A 16131-nucleotide genomic window follows, 5' to 3' on the forward strand; every position below is an offset into this window, starting at 1 on the left:
ATATAAATCATGTTTTATTCCATTATTTTTTTTATAATTTTAATCTTCCAAAAAACAATTATATGAAGAAACTCATCCTCGTTAGACATGCAAAAAGCGACTGGCCGGAGGAAACGGAGGACTTTGACAGACCTTTGGCAGACAAAGGTTTGGAGGATGCTATGCACATGTCCAGATTCCTGAAAAGCAATAATATTTCTATAGACCATTTTGTATCGAGCCCCGCGGTTCGTGCACTGAATACCTGTAAAATCTTTAATCAGGCGTATCAGCTGAACTGTTCAACTGATGAAAAACTATATAACCCTTCGGAAAGAAGCTTTGAATCTGTAATTTATGATCTGGATGACAACCTGAATTCGGTGGCGTTCTTCTCTCATAATAATGGAATTTCCAATTTTGCCAATTCCATTTCTGAGGATATTTTCCATTTCCCCACTTGCGGCGTTGCAGGCTTTGAAGTAGACTGCCAATCCTGGTCAGAATTCGACGGTGCTAAAAAGAAACTTCTTTTCTTTTATGAACCGGGGAAAATATAATTTCACTTTTCTATTTTTTTCTGTTGCAGTACTCCTTCTTTTCTCTTGTCAGAAACAGAAGAAAAATTACTATGAATCTATTGCAAGCAATGACATCAAACTTTCCTCTTCTCCAAAACCCGGAAGCTGGCGGTATAATCATGATGAGCATTTCCAGACATTTGAAGATTTTCAAAAATTAAAAAGAATAAAACCAGAACCTGGAAAGAATACCATTTATCTTCAACCCATAGGAGCATTCGATGAACTTCAGAAAAAAGAAATAACTCTCACAAAGGAATATTTAAAAACATATTACCAGCTGGAGACCAAAATACTCCCCACTCTGCCTAACACGATATTCCCCGCAAATGTAAAAAGAATTTCAAAGGAAGGGAATGAACAGATTCTTGCAGGATATGTACTGGACAGCATTCTGATCAGAAGAAAACCAAAAGACGCTGTCGTACTGATGGGAATTACCGAAAAAGACCTTTTCCCAAAACCGGAATGGAACTATGTTTTTGGATTGGCTTCTTATGAAGATGGTGTAGGAGTAACTTCGATGTACAGATTTGCAGGCGGACATTTGACCCATTCAAATTTCAATGAAAGCCTTTTAAGACTAGTAAAAATCAGCTCACACGAGATTGGTCATATGTTCGGAATCAGCCATTGTCTGAATGCCAACTGCGTGATGAATGGAACCAATACGCTTACTGAAACAGATTATCACCTCGCAAGAGCATGTTCACTCTGCCAGAGAAAACTGAATTCAAGTATCCATTATGATCCTAAGAAAAGACTTCTTGAATTGAAAAATTTCTTTGAAAAGCAACATCTTAACACAGAGCTTACGCTAGCAAATCAGGATCTGAATATTGTACAATAAACCAACATTTGTTGTACCGACTGCTCATTCCCCTCCACCGGAGGGGTGGCAAAAAAATATTTTTTTTGACGGGGTGGTTAACAAAAAAAGAACGGACCCAAGCCCGTTCTCTATAAATATCTTATATGATTTCGATTTTATTTCTTCTTCAAATCCAGATCATCAAAATCAAAACTGAAATCCGTCACATCAGAGATCGCTTTCAATTTTGCAGATTCTGCTTTTCCGTTTTCGTCGTAGCTGAAAATAATGTAGGCATCCGCATCATAACTTCTGTCATCCCATTTGATAATAAAAGAATTATTAGAGTAAGGAAGTAATTCTCCTTTTAATCTCGGAGAGTTTTTACATGAAATTCTATAGGTATTTCCTTGCTGTGCAATGTCTACATCACCAAACCAAACGTCATTATATGTTCCTGTAAACTGTTCTGCCTTTGGCTGCAGTGCTTTTTCTTTTTTGAAAGCTTCAGATTTTGCATAAGCATCTTTCTTCTGTTTGTTGAATTCAGCTTCCATTTTAGACATTCTTTCGCCATAGGTTTTCAGCCAGTTTCTGTCGGCTACTCCAAGGTAAGAATCTTTCACCGTATTGGTAATGGTATTGAAAGCTGCTCCGGACTGTTGGTTCGTCAATACTACAATTCCCAGTTTCATATCCGGAATTAAAGTAAATTGGGTAACGGTTCCAATCAGTCCACCAGTATGCTGTACCTGCTTGTGTCCTTTAACATCACTTAGAAACCATCCTAAACCATATCCGTAAAAACTTGTATCATAAGGATTTTTTGCAGCCACCCTATCTGGAATCTGCAAGCTCCATAACTGTTGTACATTCTTATCAGAAACCAGTTTTTTTCCGTCTTTAGTAGTAAAGTTATTCAACAGACATTCTGCCCAGGTTGTCATATCTTTAATATTACTCATGATTCCTCCTGCTGCATTGCCTGTCTCATTCCAGTCGTGAGGAACAGCAATTGCTTTTCCGTCTACAGGAGCGTGTGCATCAATTTTATTAGCAATAGCTTTTGCTCTGTTGTAGCTTCCAAAACTTGAAGTCATACCTACAGGTTTCATAATTCTTTGCTCAATAAATTCTGCCCAGCTTAATCCGGAAACTCTGTGAATGACTTCTCCGGCTACAATAAACATAATGTTGTTATAATCTAGTGTTGTTCTGAAAGGATTTTCCGGTTTCAGGTATCTCACATTGTGAACGATATCGTTAACAGTTAAATTTCCTCCTTCCGGAAAAAACATTAGATCTCCCTGGCCAAGTCCTAATCCTGCTCTGTGGGTAATAAGATCTTTGATCGTTACATTTTGGGAAACGTAAGGATCATACATTTGAAATTCAGGAATATATTTTGAAACTTTATCATCCCAGTTCAGTTTTCCTTCATCTGCTAAGATGGCTAATGCTGTACAGGTAAAACCTTTTGAGTTGGAAGCAATCCCTACCAGCGTATTGTCATCCATCGGCTGCTTTGTTGTAAGAGAACGTACTCCAAAACCTTTGGAATAGATCATTTTGCCATCTTTCACAATTCCTACCGACATTCCCGGTACATCAAAGGTTTTCAGGGTATTTTGGATCAGTTCGTCCAGCTTTTTTTCTTCAACCTGTGCGTTCGCCAATCCTACGGTCAAAAGAAAAATGAAAAAAGAAAGTTTCTGTTTCATTGTTTATTTTAATTTTCCCAAATTTACTAAATATTAAGCGATGCTAATTTTAGCCGTGCTAAAACTTTACGATAAATCAGTTGTATTCATGAAAAAGCCTATTTGTATCTGTATTTTCTCTCTTTTCGCTATCAGTGGTATCAAAGCCCAGGACAGAACTTCAAATCCTTTACTTTTACAGACCTGGAATCTCAGTAAAATGGATACCTATATTTATACTTATGAAAAACAGGATGGTTTTGAAGCAAGAAGAGAAGGAATAAGATTTCAGAAAAATGGAAAAATCACAGGAAATCTCATTAAATCTACCTTAAAATATGACACCCCGGAAGAACCTGTTATTAAGAAAAATGAAAAACCGGACCGTTATATCGGGAGCTGGAAAAAAGCATCAGATTCTACAGTAACTTTAGTTTTCCCTTCCAATACCAATATGACGGGTACTTTTGTTATTTCAAAGCTTACAGAGAATCAACTGAAACTGAAAAAGGTTTTCAGCGCAGATATTGAAAAGAAAATGGATTCTATCAGAAAAACAAAAAATATTACTGATTAGGATCTCCTGCGAATTGATAAAAGCTTCTTTATATTTGCAGTCTTAAAAAAATAGTAAAATGGCAGTTAACAGATTATTGGCTTTCTTCTTATTGATGATAAGCTGTAATTTATATTTCTCTCAGAATGTAAGCATCAAAGACGATAAGGTTTTATTGGATGGAAAACAGATCCTGAAGGCTGAAAAAATCAATGTGGCACAGTATTCATTTTTCTCAATGAAAGATGATGAAGAAGTTCTTCTTTACCGTTATATGGATAATGAAACGCCAAGCTATGTAAGTGATGATTATTTTATCCTGAATTTTCTGACAGAAAAAGTAAAGGTAGAATCTACGGATATTGCTAAAATTGCCAATTTTATGAATTCCAAAAAAGGAATGGAAAAGCTGATAAAATGGCTATTGAAAGAAAGAGTAATCAACCACGACGGGGAGCTTAATCCTGACCGTGTAGCTGTTTTTAAAGATAAATACAACGAAAATATTACCGAAAGAACCCTTAGATAATGACAAAAGTTCTTCTCCTCTCCGACTCTCATTCTTATATTGATGACAGAATTCTGGAATATGCTTCTCAGGCTGATGAAGTATGGCATTGCGGGGATTTCGGAAGTCTGGATGTCATTGAGCAGCTGGAAAAAATAAAACCACTGAAGGGTGTTTACGGAAATATTGATAATGCTAAAATTCAGGCAGAATTTCCGGAAGTGAACCGTTTCTTTTGTGAAAAACTGGAAGTTCTGATGATCCATATCGGAGGTTATCCCGGGAGATATACTCCGCTTACTAAAAAAGAAATGGCAGAAAAAGCTCCGAAATTGTTTATTTCAGGCCACTCTCATATTTTGAAAGCGATGTATGATGAGAAAAACAGCCTTCTTCATCTGAATCCTGGAGCTTGTGGTAAACAGGGCTGGCATAAAGTAAGAACCATGATGCGCTTTGTGGTAGACGGTGAGGAAATAAAAGATCTGGAGGTGATTGAACTGGGACCGAGAGTTTGATGAGTGAGAGGGTTGGAGAGTTTTAGGGTTGGAGAGTGTGAGCGTTTGATAATTTAGGGGAATTGGGAGTAAAGGAGTTTGTTTTCTATACCTTTTACTTTCTACCTTTGCACAAATAATGGCTCACAGAAGTCTTGAAAAATATGAAAATTGGCGATAAGGTTTCGGTAGTAGATGAAGATTTAAGCGGAGTAATTACTTCCGTGAAGGGAAATATTGTCGTTTTTAAAGATGAATATGGTTTTACCCATCAATACCCCAAAGAAAAACTAGTTCCTAAAGATGCTGATCTTTATGAAAATATCAGAGTCGTAAGAAAAGCAGAGCCTAAAAAAATCATTTCTAAGAAACATCAGAAAAATCATTTGGTTTTAGACCTGCATTTTCATAATTTGGTAAAGAATCCCAATGATTACGACAGTTTTGAAAGATTGTTTATTCAAAAGGAAAAACTGATTGAAGTGATTGAGTTTTGCAGAAAGAACAACCTGAAGAGATTGGAAATTGTTCACGGCATTGGTGACGGGACTTTGCAGAGGATGGTTCGGGATGTATTGGAAAGCCAGGTCAATATTGATTTTTATAATAAGGAAATACTTCACCATCAATCGGGTGCGGTAATGGTAGAATTTCACTAAATTTGCAGGAATTGAAATATGAACGTACTTAATTTACTTTTTACCAAAGACGGATTGATCTCCCAGATTGTTAAAAACAAAAGCATTCTGGAGGAAAAGTCTTATTTCGTTACTGAAGAGACACCGGCCAATCTTATTGACCAAAAGCTGGATGAAGTTCTTATAAAGCAGCGCTATGACGAAATCCATGTGATTTCAGCATTGAATCATTTTACCCTGATGCCGGAAGGTTTTTCAGAGCATGAGGCAGGATTTGATCTGATTGCCTTCAACGCTCCTACTGACAGGGAGAAGGAAGAACTGATGCTTTCTATCAACAAAAAATTCAATATTCAGTTTTATTATACTTTCCCGAAAAACTACTATAAGAAAATAAAAGAGCTGGCAATACCGGTTCATTTTAATTTCTCGGGAGAAAAGTTTTTAAGTTCAATCAACAATAAAACGAGTAAAGAAATTCACATCAACCTCTATCATAATCAGTGTGAGTTTTTTGCGATTGATAATAAGAAAATCATTCTTTATAATAATCTGGATGTCAATTCTGAAGTAGATTTCCTTTACTTCATTATGTTTACATTGAGCAAGATTGGTTTCGGAATCAATGAAACCACTTTTTATGCTTATGGAGAAACTACGGAAAATGAAACGTTTATTTCCGAACTTCAGAAATTTGTTAAAAACCTGAAAATTGTTTTTGACAATATTCCCAACAAAAATTTTATACTTAATTAGGTTGCAGGCCGCAGGTAATAGGGATCAGAACCCAAACATATTACCCAGTACCTAAAATCTATTACCTAAACCCTAACAACACTATGTTCAGAATCATATCAGGCAAATGGAAAGCCAAGAAAATTGCCGCTCCGAAAAACTTTGAAGTAAGGCCTACAACCGATTTTGCAAAAGAGGCTTTATTCAGCATTCTGGAAAACAAATACGATATGCAGTCGATTTCCGTGCTTGATCTTTTTGCAGGAATTGGTTCTATCACCTTGGAATTTGCTTCCAGAGGGTGTCAGAATGTGACTTCCGTAGAATTGAATCCAAAGCATACGGCATTTATCAACACTACGGCTTCTGAGCTTGATATGGCACTTCAGATCAATGTGCAGAGAGGAGATGTCTTCGACTGGCTTAAAAAATTCAGAAATAAAAAGGCATTTGAGATTGTTTTTTCTGATGCTCCTTTTGAAATGGAAGAGAAAAAATACCACGAGCTGATTTCTCTGGTTTTAAACAATAAATACCTTAAAGAAAATGGGGTTCTTATTGTAGAACACCAAAGCCGAATGAAGCTTGACCATCCCAATTTAATAGATACCCGAAAATACGGAAACGTAAGTTTCAGTTTTTTTGAGCCAAATAAAGAAGATAATCAGGAACTTTAATTCCTGATTATTTTTTTTGATATTACGGGAGACTCTTCACCCCATTTTGTTATTGCTTCTAACACGGGTAAAAGCGTCTTTCCAAAGTCTGTCAATTCATATTCTACCACTAAAGGAGGTTTTTCCGTAAAAACTTTTCTGTCCACAATTCCATCTTCTTCCAGTTGTTTTAGCTGTAAACTCAGTGTTCTTTCCGTAATGGTAGGAATAGACTTTCTTATCTCGTTATAACGCTTAGCACCGCCAATAAGATGGTGTAAAATTACTGCTTTCCATTTCCCTCCTATAAACTTCATCGTGACGCTGGTACAGCAGGGATAGGATTTATTATCTATTGTATACATTTTTATACTATCATTTTTTACCGTTATTGCAAAGTTAATAAACTTAAATTACTTTTGTAACTATAAAAATGATAGTATAAAATTATGAACTTTTTAGACCAAATGAAAAACAGGTATACTGTAAAAAAGTATAACCCACAGGGAAAAATCAGCGAAGAACAAATTGCAACACTTCAGGAGATTTTAAATTTAAGTCCTTCATCCATCAATAGTCAGCCATGGAATTTTATTTTCGTGAATGATCTTGAACTGAAAAAGCAATTGGGTGATAAATCTTATTTTAATAAAGAAAAAGTGTTGGACAGTAGTCATATTATTGTCTTTCAGGTGATCAAAAATGTAGAAAATTTTGAAAAACAGATTGAAGAAAACCTTCCGGAAGGCTCTGTTAATTACTACCGAACGATGGTAAAACCTAAAGGTGAAGAGGCTATAAAATCGTGGTTAGGGCATCAGGTCTATTTATCTTTAGGAGTTCTTTTATCTGCCTGCGCAGCGATGGGAATAGATTCTACCCCAATGGAAGGAATCGAACCTGAAGGATATGATGCTGTTCTGAATAATGAGAAATATGAAACTTTATTTGCTGTAGCCATCGGAGAAAGAGATGAAGCAGATGCAAACCAGCCTAAATTTAATCCTAAGAAAAGACTGGATGCTGAAAAAGTAATTGTGGAGGCGTAATTTTAAACACAAATTTCACTAATTATTCCACAAAGAACACAAATAAAAAGTCTGCTTCAATAGAGAGGCAGACTTTTTATTTATAATACTTTCAATTCTAAGTCAATGGTTTTTCCGAAGAACTTCTTTGAAATTTTCTCGAAATTCTTGGTTATATCCGAAAGATAGAAATGATAATTCGGTTTTGAATTATGATCATGTAGGAGATTATATTTATCAAGGATGATCTTAAGATGATTGGCTACGATATTCGGGGAATCAATCACACGTACTCTGTTTCCGTAGTACTGCTTGATTTCATCTATTAAAAGAGGATAATGAGTACAGCCCAGAATCAACGTTTCGATATTCTTTAATTTATTATTACTTAAATAATTATAAATGATAGCATGAGTAATCGGATGATTTTTAAATCCTTCTTCAATGGCAGGAACCAATAATGGGGTTGCCAGTTCATCCACTTTGATCCATTTATTATGTTTTCGGATGCTTTTTTTGTAAAGCCCCGAATTCACAGTTGCTTTAGTAGCAATTACTCCTACATTATTATGGATTTCGTAAGAAACTTTTTCAGCAACAGGATTGATAACGTCTATGACAGGAACTTTTCCTGCAACCGACTGCATGACCTCATTCAAAGCATTCGCAGTTGCCGTATTACAGGCAATTACAATGGCTTTACAGTTTTGCTCAAGCAGAAAATTGGTAATCTTTGTAGAATATTCAATAATTGCATCCTTGGATTTTTCTCCGTATGGAAGATGCTTTGTATCTCCAAAATAGATCAGATCTTCGTTAGGAAGAAGTCTTTTGATTTCTTTGGCAACGGTAAGACCTCCTACCCCGCTGTCGAAAATTCCGATAGGCTGGCTTGGTGAAAGATGTGAATAATCTTGTTTTTTCGTTTTCAAATGAGTTGAAATTTTATACAAAATTAATGAATTTATGTCGCATAGTATAATATACTACCTAATTAAAAAATTTTGATGTTAGATTATACTTTAGATCTGTCATGCTGAGCATAAACTGAAGGTTTACGAACGTAGTTCATGAAGCATCTTTCATATTATACAATTTATACAATAAACAAATCCGAAGCAATTCCGTCTGCCATAAACCAATGTTTTTCAGGAATTTTCAAATGCTCGTTCTCAATGATTAAAATACCTTCCTCAATTTTGGACTTGCTCTCTTTTTTAAAATGCTCCAGCATCCTGTCTGAAAATTTACTTTTTAAACTTTCCAAATCTACACCCCAAGTAGTACGTAAACCAATCATAATCATTTCATTAAACTGATCTTCCTGGGAAAGAATTTCTTCCTCTTTGGCTAGAAGTTTATCATTCAGTTTTTTAATGTACTGCTGATTATTGGCTATATTCCAGCTTCTGACATCAAATCCGTTATAAGAATGCGCTGATGGTCCTATTCCAAGATATTCATTGTATTTCCAATAAGCAGAATTGTGTCGTGAGTAAAAACCAGGTTTTGCAAAATTAGATACTTCGTAATGTTCAAAATTATTATCCTTTAAAAAGTCGGACAGATAATAGAACTCTTTGTTTTGTTCTTCTTCTTTGGGGCTTTTTACTTTCCCTTTTGAAATCCAGTTTTCCAACGCTGTTTTGGGCTCCACCGTCAATGCATAAGATGAAATATGAGGAACTTCTAAAGCAATTGTTTTATTCAGGTTTTCTTTCCAGATTTCAAGATTGGAAGTGGGTGAACCGTAGATCAGATCAATACTCAGGTTTTCAAAACCGAAGTCCTGTGCCGTTTTAATAGAACTTTCTGCTTCGGAAGCACTGTGAGCTCTGTTCATCAGTTTCAGATCTTCTTCAAAAAAACTTTGAGTTCCAATGGATAGTCTGTTCACTGGAGTTCCCGCCAGCTGTTTTAAAAAGTTTTTATCCAGATCATCAGGATTAGCTTCCAGAGTGACTTCTATATCTTTTTCAAAACTGAAATACTTCAGGACATCGTCTATTAAAGAACTGATTTCATCCACCGAGAGAATAGAGGGAGTTCCGCCTCCAAAATATAATGATTTCAGATTTTTATTCTGTAACTCATCTTTTCTCAATAATATTTCAGTTTTCATGGCGCGAAGCATTTCATCCTTGAAATTCAGGGATGTTGAAAAATGAAAGTTACAATAACTGCATTTTTGTTTACAGAACGGGATGTGAATATATATCATAAAAAAAGCTCTGAAAAATTTCAGAGCTCAAATTTATTTAAATTAAATTAATTAGTATCTAAATCCTCTAGCATTAATGAAGTTGTCGAAGTTATACCCCAGACCAATCATGAAGCTGTTTCCTCCATAACTCTGGATATCAGACAATCCAAGGTTATACGTAGCTCCGATCATGAATTTGTTGAATCTTACTTTTACAATTGGAGAGATACTCAGGTTCTGATTGTCAAATCTGTTCTGAACCGTTCTGTAGCTTACCCCGAAAGAGAATGCGTTGATATCATTAGAGAAAGTCGCCATTAAGTTCCAGTCGATCATTCTCGTTGAATTTGTATTAAGGTTGATCAATGCTGACGGTGCAATGGTAATATTATCAGCAATGTTCCAGTTGTATCCTAAATTTAAGAAGAATTTAATTGGAGAAGGCTCGTAGTTGTTTACGATAGAAGCGTCATTACTTAATGCAATATCATTCACGGAAACACCCCCGAATAAACCTCTGTACGTAGCAGCCAAACCGAAGTTGGCATACACCATAAAAATGTTACTTTCTTCCCCTCTTAATAATGGGTCACCACCTTCTTCAGTATTGATTTTTGAATAATCAAAATTCATGTTATAGAAGTTAACACTTGTACCGAAAGAGAACTGGTCTTTTCTGTCTCCTTCACTACTTAGCGGAATAAAATAGGAAGCACCAGCCGTGATACCACCCGCAGAGATTGGTCCGTTACTGTCTCTGAACACGGAAATACCAGCACCTACTCTATCAAAGATATTCGCATTCATCCCGATTGACTGAACATTTGGAGAATTACTGAATTTTGAAAATTGTTGTTGATAATTGGCGTTGAGCTGTACGTAATCTGTTTTTCCGTATTGAGCTGGGTTGAACAGGAACTCACCATCCAAAAGATATTGCTGATAGTATGGTAGTGATTCTTGTGCTTTGTATGCATTTGACAAAAGAGCTAAACATACGATAGCATATAGTTTTCTCATAACAAATCTTGATTTCAATTCAACAAATATAAAAAAATTCTCAATATATTTTTAGTTTTCTAAATAATTTCTCCATTTTTTTACAGCATCCGCCATATCTTTGGGCATTGGGCTCTCAAAATATAATTCCTTCTTTGTTGTTGGGTGTATAAATCCGAGGGTATGGGCATGAAGGGCATGTCTTGGCAAAATTTCGAAAACATTTTTAATAAATTGCTTGTATTTTGGAAGATTTACCCCTCTTAAAGGTGTATGTCCTTCATATCTTTCATCATTAAACAAAGTATGGCCGATATGCCTGAAATGTGCCCTGATCTGATGTGTTCTTCCGGTTTCAAGCTTACATTCCACCCAGGTCATATATTTGAATCGTTCAAGAACTTTATAATGGGTTACCGCATGTTTTCCCTGGCTGCCGTCTTCATAAACAGACATCTGCATTCTGTTTTTAGGATGCCTTCCGATATGGCCTCTGATTGTACCTTCTTCATCCTGCATATTTCCCCACACAAAAGCCCAGTACAGCCTTTTCGTAGTTCGGTTAAAGAACTGTTTGGCAAGGAAGCTCAGTGCGTATTCATTCTTAGCAATGACCAATAGTCCTGAGGTATCTTTATCAATTCGGTGAACAAGTCCTACTCTGTCAAGATCGGACTTCTCCCCGTTCTTTTCAAAATGGAAAGCCAGTGCGTTCACCAGTGTTCCGTCCCAGTTTCCAAATCCTGGGTGTACCACCATTCCTGCTTCCTTATCCACTACTACAAGATCATCATCTTCATAAACGATATTCACCGGAATATCCTGTGGAATAATGACATTCTCTCTTGGCGGATGGGTAAGCAGTACCGAGATCTGATCTCCCGGTTTTACACGGTAATTCTGCTTCACTGCTGTTCCGTTCACTATAACATTTCCGGCTCTGCAGGTCTGTGAAATTTTATTCCTTGAAGAATTCTGCCTGTATATTAAAAGGAACTTGTCTATTCTTAATGGTTCCTGTTTGCTGTCGACAGTGATATTAAGATGTTCATACAAACCCTTATTTTCCTCATCAATATCGATGTTTTCGATACTGTTGGAATCTAATAATTCTTCATCTAAAAAATCGTCGTTATCTTCTGACATTGTTTTATATTTTTTACACAAAAGGCTTCAACATTTTATAGTTGAAGCCTGTATTTTTGATATTAATCTGATCTTATTCTACGACAACCTTCTTAGCTTTCGGCTTTTGAGCAGGCTGTTGTGTTGTTGCTGCAGCTGGTTTTGCTGTATTTCCTGCAGCAGGAGTAGTGGTAGAAGTTTTAGGCTTCTCTGTACTTTGGCCTGCTGGCTTTGAAGTTGAAGTCTGAGTCTTGGGAGTCTCTGTTTTCGGAACTTCTGGCTTTGGAGTTTCTCTTCTAGGCGCAGGAGCTGGTACTGCCGGAGCATCATAACTTGGCTCACTGTGTACTTCTTCATATCGTACCGGAGGAAGTGAAGTATCCACTTTCATACGATAGATAGAATTCAACTGTTCTACTTTTGCTCTTAATTCTGCCGGAGTTCTCTTACTTGCCCAAAGATCGATCTGCATTCCCTGGTCACGAACATCTCCGGAAGCAGGATCCTGATAATAGATAATATCAGATTCGTCTTTACTTCCATCTTCATGCTCTACCAGTCCAACCTCAAACATACTTTTGGTAATTACAGCTCTCGCTTCTTTTACCGTAAGTCCTACAACATTAGGAATAGAAATATTTCTCATTGGCCCTGATCCTACCACAACATCAATTGTAGAGAATCTTGGTAAACGGGTACCCGGATTCACTGCATTTCCTTTATATAATATTCTTAGAAGGGCATCTTTCTGAATACTAGGCTCATAAATCGTATCACCGATTTTAAGACCTACCTGATCCAATCTCTGGAATGCCAGTCCGGAATACTTATTGATTACATTCGGCACCGCAATAGGAGCCCATGTTCTCGGATTTACTTTTAATGTTACAGTTCTTCCGTCTTTTACACGGGAACCTGGAGCAGGATATACCTGCAATACCTGGAATGGTCTGTATTTCGGGTCGTAATTGGCACTGTCTACTTCATATTCCAGCCCTGTATCATCTAATATTTTAACGGCATCATGCACCGATTTATTTACAATATTGGGAACAGGAATTTCCTGACCGTGGTTAGTATGGTACTCCAACCAGCGAAATGTGAGCCATACCAGCCCAACGAAAACACCGATGGCTACTACTAAATTCAGTAAAACTTTCCAATTGAAAAGTGATTTAAGCATACTTAAAAATACTTTAATTATAACCGCAAATATAGCTAATAATTTTAGAATGGACTTTTTATTTAACACAATTCATTTTTGATTTTAAAATTTGCCGATTTCCCATATTGCATTGCATAAAATGATTAAATTTGCCCTAATTGATACTATATGGTTATGAATAAAAAAAGTGTTGCCGTAGTGATGGGAGGCTATTCTGATGAATATGTTGTTTCCTTAAAAAGCGGACAATTGATTTATGATTCTTTAGACAGAAATCTCTATGACGTATATAAAGTAGTAGTCCTTAAAGATGAATGGTATTTTTTAGGTGAAAATGATAAAAAATATGCCATCAACAGAGGAGATTTTTCTGTGACTTTAGATAATGGGGAAACTTTAAAATTTGATGTTTGTTTCAATATCATCCACGGAACTCCGGGAGAAAATGGAATTCTTCAGGCCTACTGGGATGCCATCGGCCAAAAATATACAGGATGTGACTTTTACCAGAGTGCCCTTACTTTCAATAAAAAAGATACTCTTGCCGTATTATCAAAATATGGAATTCCTTCCGCAAAAAGTATTTATTTAAGAAAAGGGGAAGATATCAATGTAGACGAGATTGTGTCTGAACTTAACCTTCCTTTATTTGTAAAACCTAACCAATCCGGATCTTCTCTGGGAATTTCTAAGGTAAAAGAAAAATCGGAACTGATTGCCGCTACTGAAATTGCTTTCAAAGAAGACAATGAAATCCTGATTGAAAGTTTCCTTGACGGTATGGAAGTTTCCGTAGGCGTTATTGATTTTAAAGGAGAAACTATTGTTCTTGGAATTACAGAAATTGTTCCTACCAATGAATTCTTTGATTATGAGGCAAAATACGAAGGTGCTTCTGAAGAAATTACGCCTGCAAGAATTGACGAAGAAACCACAAAAAGAGTGGAAGAAATTGCCAAAAGAGCTTACAATTCATTAGGGATGAGTGGTTTCTCAAGAAGTGAATACATTCTGATGAACGGAATTCCTTATATGCTGGAAATGAATACCAACCCGGGATTCTCTCCTGCAAGTATTCTTCCTCAGCAGGCAAGACATTATGGAATTTCCATTATGGATCTTTGTGGAAATGAAGTAGAAAAAGCACTTAATAAGTAAATATAGAAGTTAGAAATTAGAGGTTAGAGGTTAAAAATAATAAATACATAGCTTTTAACTGATAATTTACCATTCAACATCATAACTCATACAACATGAAAATTGCTGTTTTTCCAGGGTCTTTTGACCCGATTACACTAGGACATTATGACATTATAGAAAGAGCGGCACCGCTATTTGATAAATTAATCATCGCTATCGGACAGAACTCTCAGAAAAAATATATGTTCCCTCTTGAAAAAAGAAAGGAATTCATTCAAAACTCTGTAGCAGAATTTCCCAATGTAGAAGTAGATTCATTCGAAGGTTTAACGGTAGATTACTGTTTTGAAAAAAATGCACAGTACATCATCAGAGGATTGAGAAACCCGGCAGATTTTGAATTTGAAAAAGCGATTGCCCATACCAACAGAACGTTAGCTCACAAAAAACTGGAAACCGTATTCTTACTGACTTCTTCAGGAAAATCATTCATCAGCAGCAGCATTGTAAGGGAAGTCATTACCCACGGCGGCGAATACGAACTGATGGTTCCGGACTCTGTGAGAGTGGAAAGATAAATATAAGTAATGAGCAATAAGTAATGAGTAATTTTGATAGGGTAGATTTTAATCAAATTTTCAGAGAAAGAACGAAAAACTTTTCTATTGCTGTCATTAGAACTCTTTCTTCATTACCTTATTCGGATGACATTTCAATAATAAGAAAACAAATTATAAGATCTTCAACTTCTGTGGCTGCAAATTATCGTGCTGTATCTAGAGCAAGATCGGAGAAAGAAAAATTTGCTAAAATATGCATCGTAGTCGAAGAAATTGATGAAACACAATTTTGGCTTGAAATTATTGAAGAATTAGAATATGTAAGTCCGGAAAAAATTTTACATTTAAAAACAGAATGTGAAGAACTTGTAAAAGTTATGACTACCTATAAGTTCAAGTTATCTCAAATTTAAATGGCATAATTTTTATTACTCATTGCTCATTATTTATCATTCATAATATATGCACGAACAGTTCAATTTTGCGATAGAAGTCCTTGGGACGATTGCCTTTTCCATGTCCGGAAGTTTTGCAGCGATGCAGAAACGGCTTGATCCGTTCGGAGTGCTTATTATTGCATTTGTAACTTCTGTAGGAGGAGGAACTGTAAGAGATCTGTTACTGGATATCCCTGTATTCTGGATGCATGATATCCTGATGTGTACCCTGATTCTGGTGACCAGTATTTTTTCCATGATATTCAAATCTCTTGAAAAGAATTTTAAAGTCACTTTATTTATCTTCGACAGCTTCGGGCTTGGATTATTTACCATTATCGGAGTTCAGAAAGGCTTAAATGCAGGTATTCATCCTATGATCTGTATTGCATTGGGAACTATCACAGGCTGTTTCGGAGGGATTATCCGGGATATATTACTCAATAGAATTCCATTAATTTTCAGAAAGGAAATTTATGCCACAGCATGTATCGTAGGCGGAGCAGTTTTTCTGTTGATGACCAAATATTCTGTACTATCTTATACTTTTGTACAGATTCTCACTATTCTACTTATTGTTGCCATACGGACGCTTGCCGTAAAATACCACTGGCAGATGCCCAAGTTTTATGGCTATGACCATAATAATTCGGAAATGTAATTTAAAAGTGATTACTGTCCGATAAAAAGTTTAAATATATTGCTACAGCAGATTCCAACGGGAACAAATCCGGCTCCAATAGGAGCTAACTGTTAATAGAATGTATTTGTTCTAAAATCATTACTCCGGAGGAGCGACCTGTTAATTATCTT

General features: G+C 36.1%; 20 protein-coding genes. 13 read left to right on the plus strand and 7 right to left on the minus strand.

The features are described 5' to 3' along the window. Nucleotides 1-62 precede the first annotated feature (62 nt). Together DDF69_RS11710 and DDF69_RS11715 are read left to right on the plus strand one after the other, a co-directional pair. On the plus strand, nucleotides 63-539 hold the full coding sequence (locus DDF69_RS11710) for a SixA phosphatase family protein (protein WP_114820927.1): 477 nt from the start codon (nucleotides 63-65) through the stop codon (nucleotides 537-539). Next, nucleotides 520-1410 (plus strand): archaemetzincin, encoded by an 891-nt coding sequence (locus DDF69_RS11715; protein ID WP_114820928.1) that lies wholly within the window; start codon nucleotides 520-522, stop codon nucleotides 1408-1410. The genes DDF69_RS11710 and DDF69_RS11715 overlap by 20 nt, the downstream gene beginning before the upstream one ends. A 137-nt stretch (nucleotides 1411-1547) precedes the next feature. Here the strand turns inward: DDF69_RS11715 and DDF69_RS11720 are convergent, their stop codons facing one another. Beyond that, the gene (locus DDF69_RS11720; protein ID WP_114820929.1) at nucleotides 1548-3092 is read right to left on the minus strand and encodes a serine hydrolase; all 1545 of its coding nucleotides are present in this window, start codon (nucleotides 3090-3092) and stop codon (nucleotides 1548-1550) included. Nucleotides 3093-3180: 88 nt separating this feature from the next. Here DDF69_RS11720 and DDF69_RS11725 point away from each other — a divergent pair, with 88 nt between their 5' ends. From DDF69_RS11725 to DDF69_RS11750, 6 genes are all read left to right on the plus strand, one after another. After that, nucleotides 3181-3648 carry a hypothetical protein gene (locus DDF69_RS11725; protein WP_114820930.1) on the plus strand — a complete coding sequence of 156 codons (468 nt, stop codon included), beginning with the start codon at nucleotides 3181-3183 and terminating at the stop codon, nucleotides 3646-3648. Between the two features lie 58 nt (nucleotides 3649-3706). Further along, nucleotides 3707-4156, plus strand: coding sequence for a hypothetical protein (locus DDF69_RS11730; protein ID WP_114820931.1), 450 nt, complete (start codon nucleotides 3707-3709; stop codon nucleotides 4154-4156). Further along, nucleotides 4156-4653 carry a metallophosphoesterase family protein gene (locus DDF69_RS11735; protein WP_114820932.1) on the plus strand — a complete coding sequence of 166 codons (498 nt, stop codon included), beginning with the start codon at nucleotides 4156-4158 and terminating at the stop codon, nucleotides 4651-4653. Before DDF69_RS11730 ends, DDF69_RS11735 begins: the two co-directional genes overlap by 1 nt. A 143-nt stretch (nucleotides 4654-4796) precedes the next feature. Continuing rightward, nucleotides 4797-5291, plus strand: coding sequence for a Smr/MutS family protein (locus DDF69_RS11740; RefSeq protein WP_114820933.1), 495 nt, complete (start codon nucleotides 4797-4799; stop codon nucleotides 5289-5291). A gap of 18 nt (nucleotides 5292-5309) precedes the next feature. Next, entirely contained in the window at nucleotides 5310-6026 is a 717-nt protein-coding gene (locus DDF69_RS11745) for a DUF3822 family protein (RefSeq protein ID WP_114820934.1), read from the plus strand. A gap of 83 nt (nucleotides 6027-6109) precedes the next feature. Continuing rightward, nucleotides 6110-6682 carry an RsmD family RNA methyltransferase gene (locus DDF69_RS11750; RefSeq protein ID WP_114820935.1) on the plus strand — a complete coding sequence of 191 codons (573 nt, stop codon included), beginning with the start codon at nucleotides 6110-6112 and terminating at the stop codon, nucleotides 6680-6682. Here the strand turns inward: DDF69_RS11750 and DDF69_RS11755 are convergent. Further along, a complete protein-coding gene (locus DDF69_RS11755) occupies nucleotides 6679-7026 on the minus strand; it encodes a winged helix-turn-helix transcriptional regulator (protein WP_034693356.1) in 348 nt (115 codons plus the stop codon). The two genes, DDF69_RS11750 and DDF69_RS11755, sit on opposite strands and share 4 nt — an antisense overlap. 84 nt (nucleotides 7027-7110) lie before the next feature. Between DDF69_RS11755 and DDF69_RS11760 the strand changes: the two genes are divergently transcribed. Beyond that, nucleotides 7111-7710 carry a nitroreductase family protein gene (locus DDF69_RS11760; RefSeq protein WP_114820936.1) on the plus strand — a complete coding sequence of 200 codons (600 nt, stop codon included), beginning with the start codon at nucleotides 7111-7113 and terminating at the stop codon, nucleotides 7708-7710. Nucleotides 7711-7790: 80 nt separating this feature from the next. Here DDF69_RS11760 and murI read toward each other — a convergent pair whose 3' ends face one another. The 5 genes from murI to DDF69_RS11785 form a co-directional block, all read right to left on the minus strand. Next, nucleotides 7791-8621, minus strand: a complete 831-nt coding sequence (gene murI, locus DDF69_RS11765; RefSeq protein ID WP_114820937.1) for a glutamate racemase — start codon at nucleotides 8619-8621, stop codon at nucleotides 7791-7793. Nucleotides 8622-8785: 164 nt separating this feature from the next. Continuing rightward, nucleotides 8786-9910, minus strand: a complete 1125-nt coding sequence (gene hemW / locus DDF69_RS11770; RefSeq protein WP_114820938.1) for a radical SAM family heme chaperone HemW — start codon at nucleotides 9908-9910, stop codon at nucleotides 8786-8788. A 51-nt stretch (nucleotides 9911-9961) separates the two neighbouring features. Next, entirely contained in the window at nucleotides 9962-10912 is a 951-nt protein-coding gene (locus DDF69_RS11775; protein WP_114820939.1) for a PorP/SprF family type IX secretion system membrane protein, read from the minus strand. Nucleotides 10913-10963: 51 nt separating this feature from the next. Beyond that, nucleotides 10964-12037, minus strand: a complete 1074-nt coding sequence (locus DDF69_RS11780; RefSeq protein ID WP_174525208.1) for an RluA family pseudouridine synthase — start codon at nucleotides 12035-12037, stop codon at nucleotides 10964-10966. Between the two features lie 73 nt (nucleotides 12038-12110). After that, nucleotides 12111-13199: a PASTA domain-containing protein gene (locus tag DDF69_RS11785; protein WP_114820940.1), complete on the minus strand. Its 1089-nt coding sequence runs from the start codon at nucleotides 13197-13199 to the stop codon at nucleotides 12111-12113. Between the two features lie 156 nt (nucleotides 13200-13355). Between DDF69_RS11785 and DDF69_RS11790 the strand changes: the two genes are divergently transcribed. The 4 genes from DDF69_RS11790 (at nucleotide 13356) to DDF69_RS11805 (ending at nucleotide 15979) form a co-directional block, all read left to right on the plus strand. Then, nucleotides 13356-14339 carry a D-alanine--D-alanine ligase gene (locus DDF69_RS11790; protein WP_114820978.1) on the plus strand — a complete coding sequence of 328 codons (984 nt, stop codon included), beginning with the start codon at nucleotides 13356-13358 and terminating at the stop codon, nucleotides 14337-14339. Between the two features lie 95 nt (nucleotides 14340-14434). Then, entirely contained in the window at nucleotides 14435-14899 is a 465-nt protein-coding gene (coaD, locus tag DDF69_RS11795; protein WP_114820941.1) for a pantetheine-phosphate adenylyltransferase, read from the plus strand. 23 nt (nucleotides 14900-14922) lie between these two features. Further along, nucleotides 14923-15294: a four helix bundle protein gene (locus tag DDF69_RS11800; protein ID WP_114820942.1), complete on the plus strand. Its 372-nt coding sequence runs from the start codon at nucleotides 14923-14925 to the stop codon at nucleotides 15292-15294. Between the two features lie 49 nt (nucleotides 15295-15343). Then, nucleotides 15344-15979, plus strand: coding sequence for a trimeric intracellular cation channel family protein (locus DDF69_RS11805; protein WP_047428487.1), 636 nt, complete (start codon nucleotides 15344-15346; stop codon nucleotides 15977-15979). Nucleotides 15980-16131 lie beyond the last annotated feature (152 nt).

This window comes from Chryseobacterium sp. KLBC 52 (assembly GCF_003347605.1).
GTDB lineage: Bacteria > Bacteroidota > Bacteroidia > Flavobacteriales > Weeksellaceae > Chryseobacterium.

Bases quoted from the DNA above. Each gene is read 5' to 3' on its own strand.
- DDF69_RS11710 (WP_114820927.1), top strand. From the start codon at position 63: ATGAAGAAACTCATCCTCGTTAGACATGCAAAAAGCGACTGGCCGGAG.
- DDF69_RS11715 (WP_114820928.1), top strand. From the start codon at position 520: ATGAACCGGGGAAAATATAATTTCACTTTTCTATTTTTTTCTGTTGCA.
- DDF69_RS11720 (WP_114820929.1), bottom strand. From the start codon at position 3,092: ATGAAACAGAAACTTTCTTTTTTCATTTTTCTTTTGACCGTAGGATTG.
- DDF69_RS11725 (WP_114820930.1), top strand. From the start codon at position 3,181: ATGAAAAAGCCTATTTGTATCTGTATTTTCTCTCTTTTCGCTATCAGT.
- DDF69_RS11730 (WP_114820931.1), top strand. From the start codon at position 3,707: ATGGCAGTTAACAGATTATTGGCTTTCTTCTTATTGATGATAAGCTGT.
- DDF69_RS11735 (WP_114820932.1), top strand. From the start codon at position 4,156: ATGACAAAAGTTCTTCTCCTCTCCGACTCTCATTCTTATATTGATGAC.
- DDF69_RS11740 (WP_114820933.1), top strand. From the start codon at position 4,797: ATGAAAATTGGCGATAAGGTTTCGGTAGTAGATGAAGATTTAAGCGGA.
- DDF69_RS11745 (WP_114820934.1), top strand. From the start codon at position 5,310: ATGAACGTACTTAATTTACTTTTTACCAAAGACGGATTGATCTCCCAG.
- DDF69_RS11750 (WP_114820935.1), top strand. From the start codon at position 6,110: ATGTTCAGAATCATATCAGGCAAATGGAAAGCCAAGAAAATTGCCGCT.
- DDF69_RS11755 (WP_034693356.1), bottom strand. From the start codon at position 7,026: ATGTATACAATAGATAATAAATCCTATCCCTGCTGTACCAGCGTCACG.
- DDF69_RS11760 (WP_114820936.1), top strand. From the start codon at position 7,111: ATGAACTTTTTAGACCAAATGAAAAACAGGTATACTGTAAAAAAGTAT.
- hemW (WP_114820938.1), bottom strand. From the start codon at position 9,910: ATGATATATATTCACATCCCGTTCTGTAAACAAAAATGCAGTTATTGT.
- DDF69_RS11775 (WP_114820939.1), bottom strand. From the start codon at position 10,912: ATGAGAAAACTATATGCTATCGTATGTTTAGCTCTTTTGTCAAATGCA.
- DDF69_RS11780 (WP_174525208.1), bottom strand. From the start codon at position 12,037: ATGTCAGAAGATAACGACGATTTTTTAGATGAAGAATTATTAGATTCC.
- DDF69_RS11785 (WP_114820940.1), bottom strand. From the start codon at position 13,199: ATGCTTAAATCACTTTTCAATTGGAAAGTTTTACTGAATTTAGTAGTA.
- DDF69_RS11790 (WP_114820978.1), top strand. From the start codon at position 13,356: ATGAATAAAAAAAGTGTTGCCGTAGTGATGGGAGGCTATTCTGATGAA.
- coaD (WP_114820941.1), top strand. From the start codon at position 14,435: ATGAAAATTGCTGTTTTTCCAGGGTCTTTTGACCCGATTACACTAGGA.
- DDF69_RS11800 (WP_114820942.1), top strand. From the start codon at position 14,923: ATGAGTAATTTTGATAGGGTAGATTTTAATCAAATTTTCAGAGAAAGA.
- DDF69_RS11805 (WP_047428487.1), top strand. From the start codon at position 15,344: ATGCACGAACAGTTCAATTTTGCGATAGAAGTCCTTGGGACGATTGCC.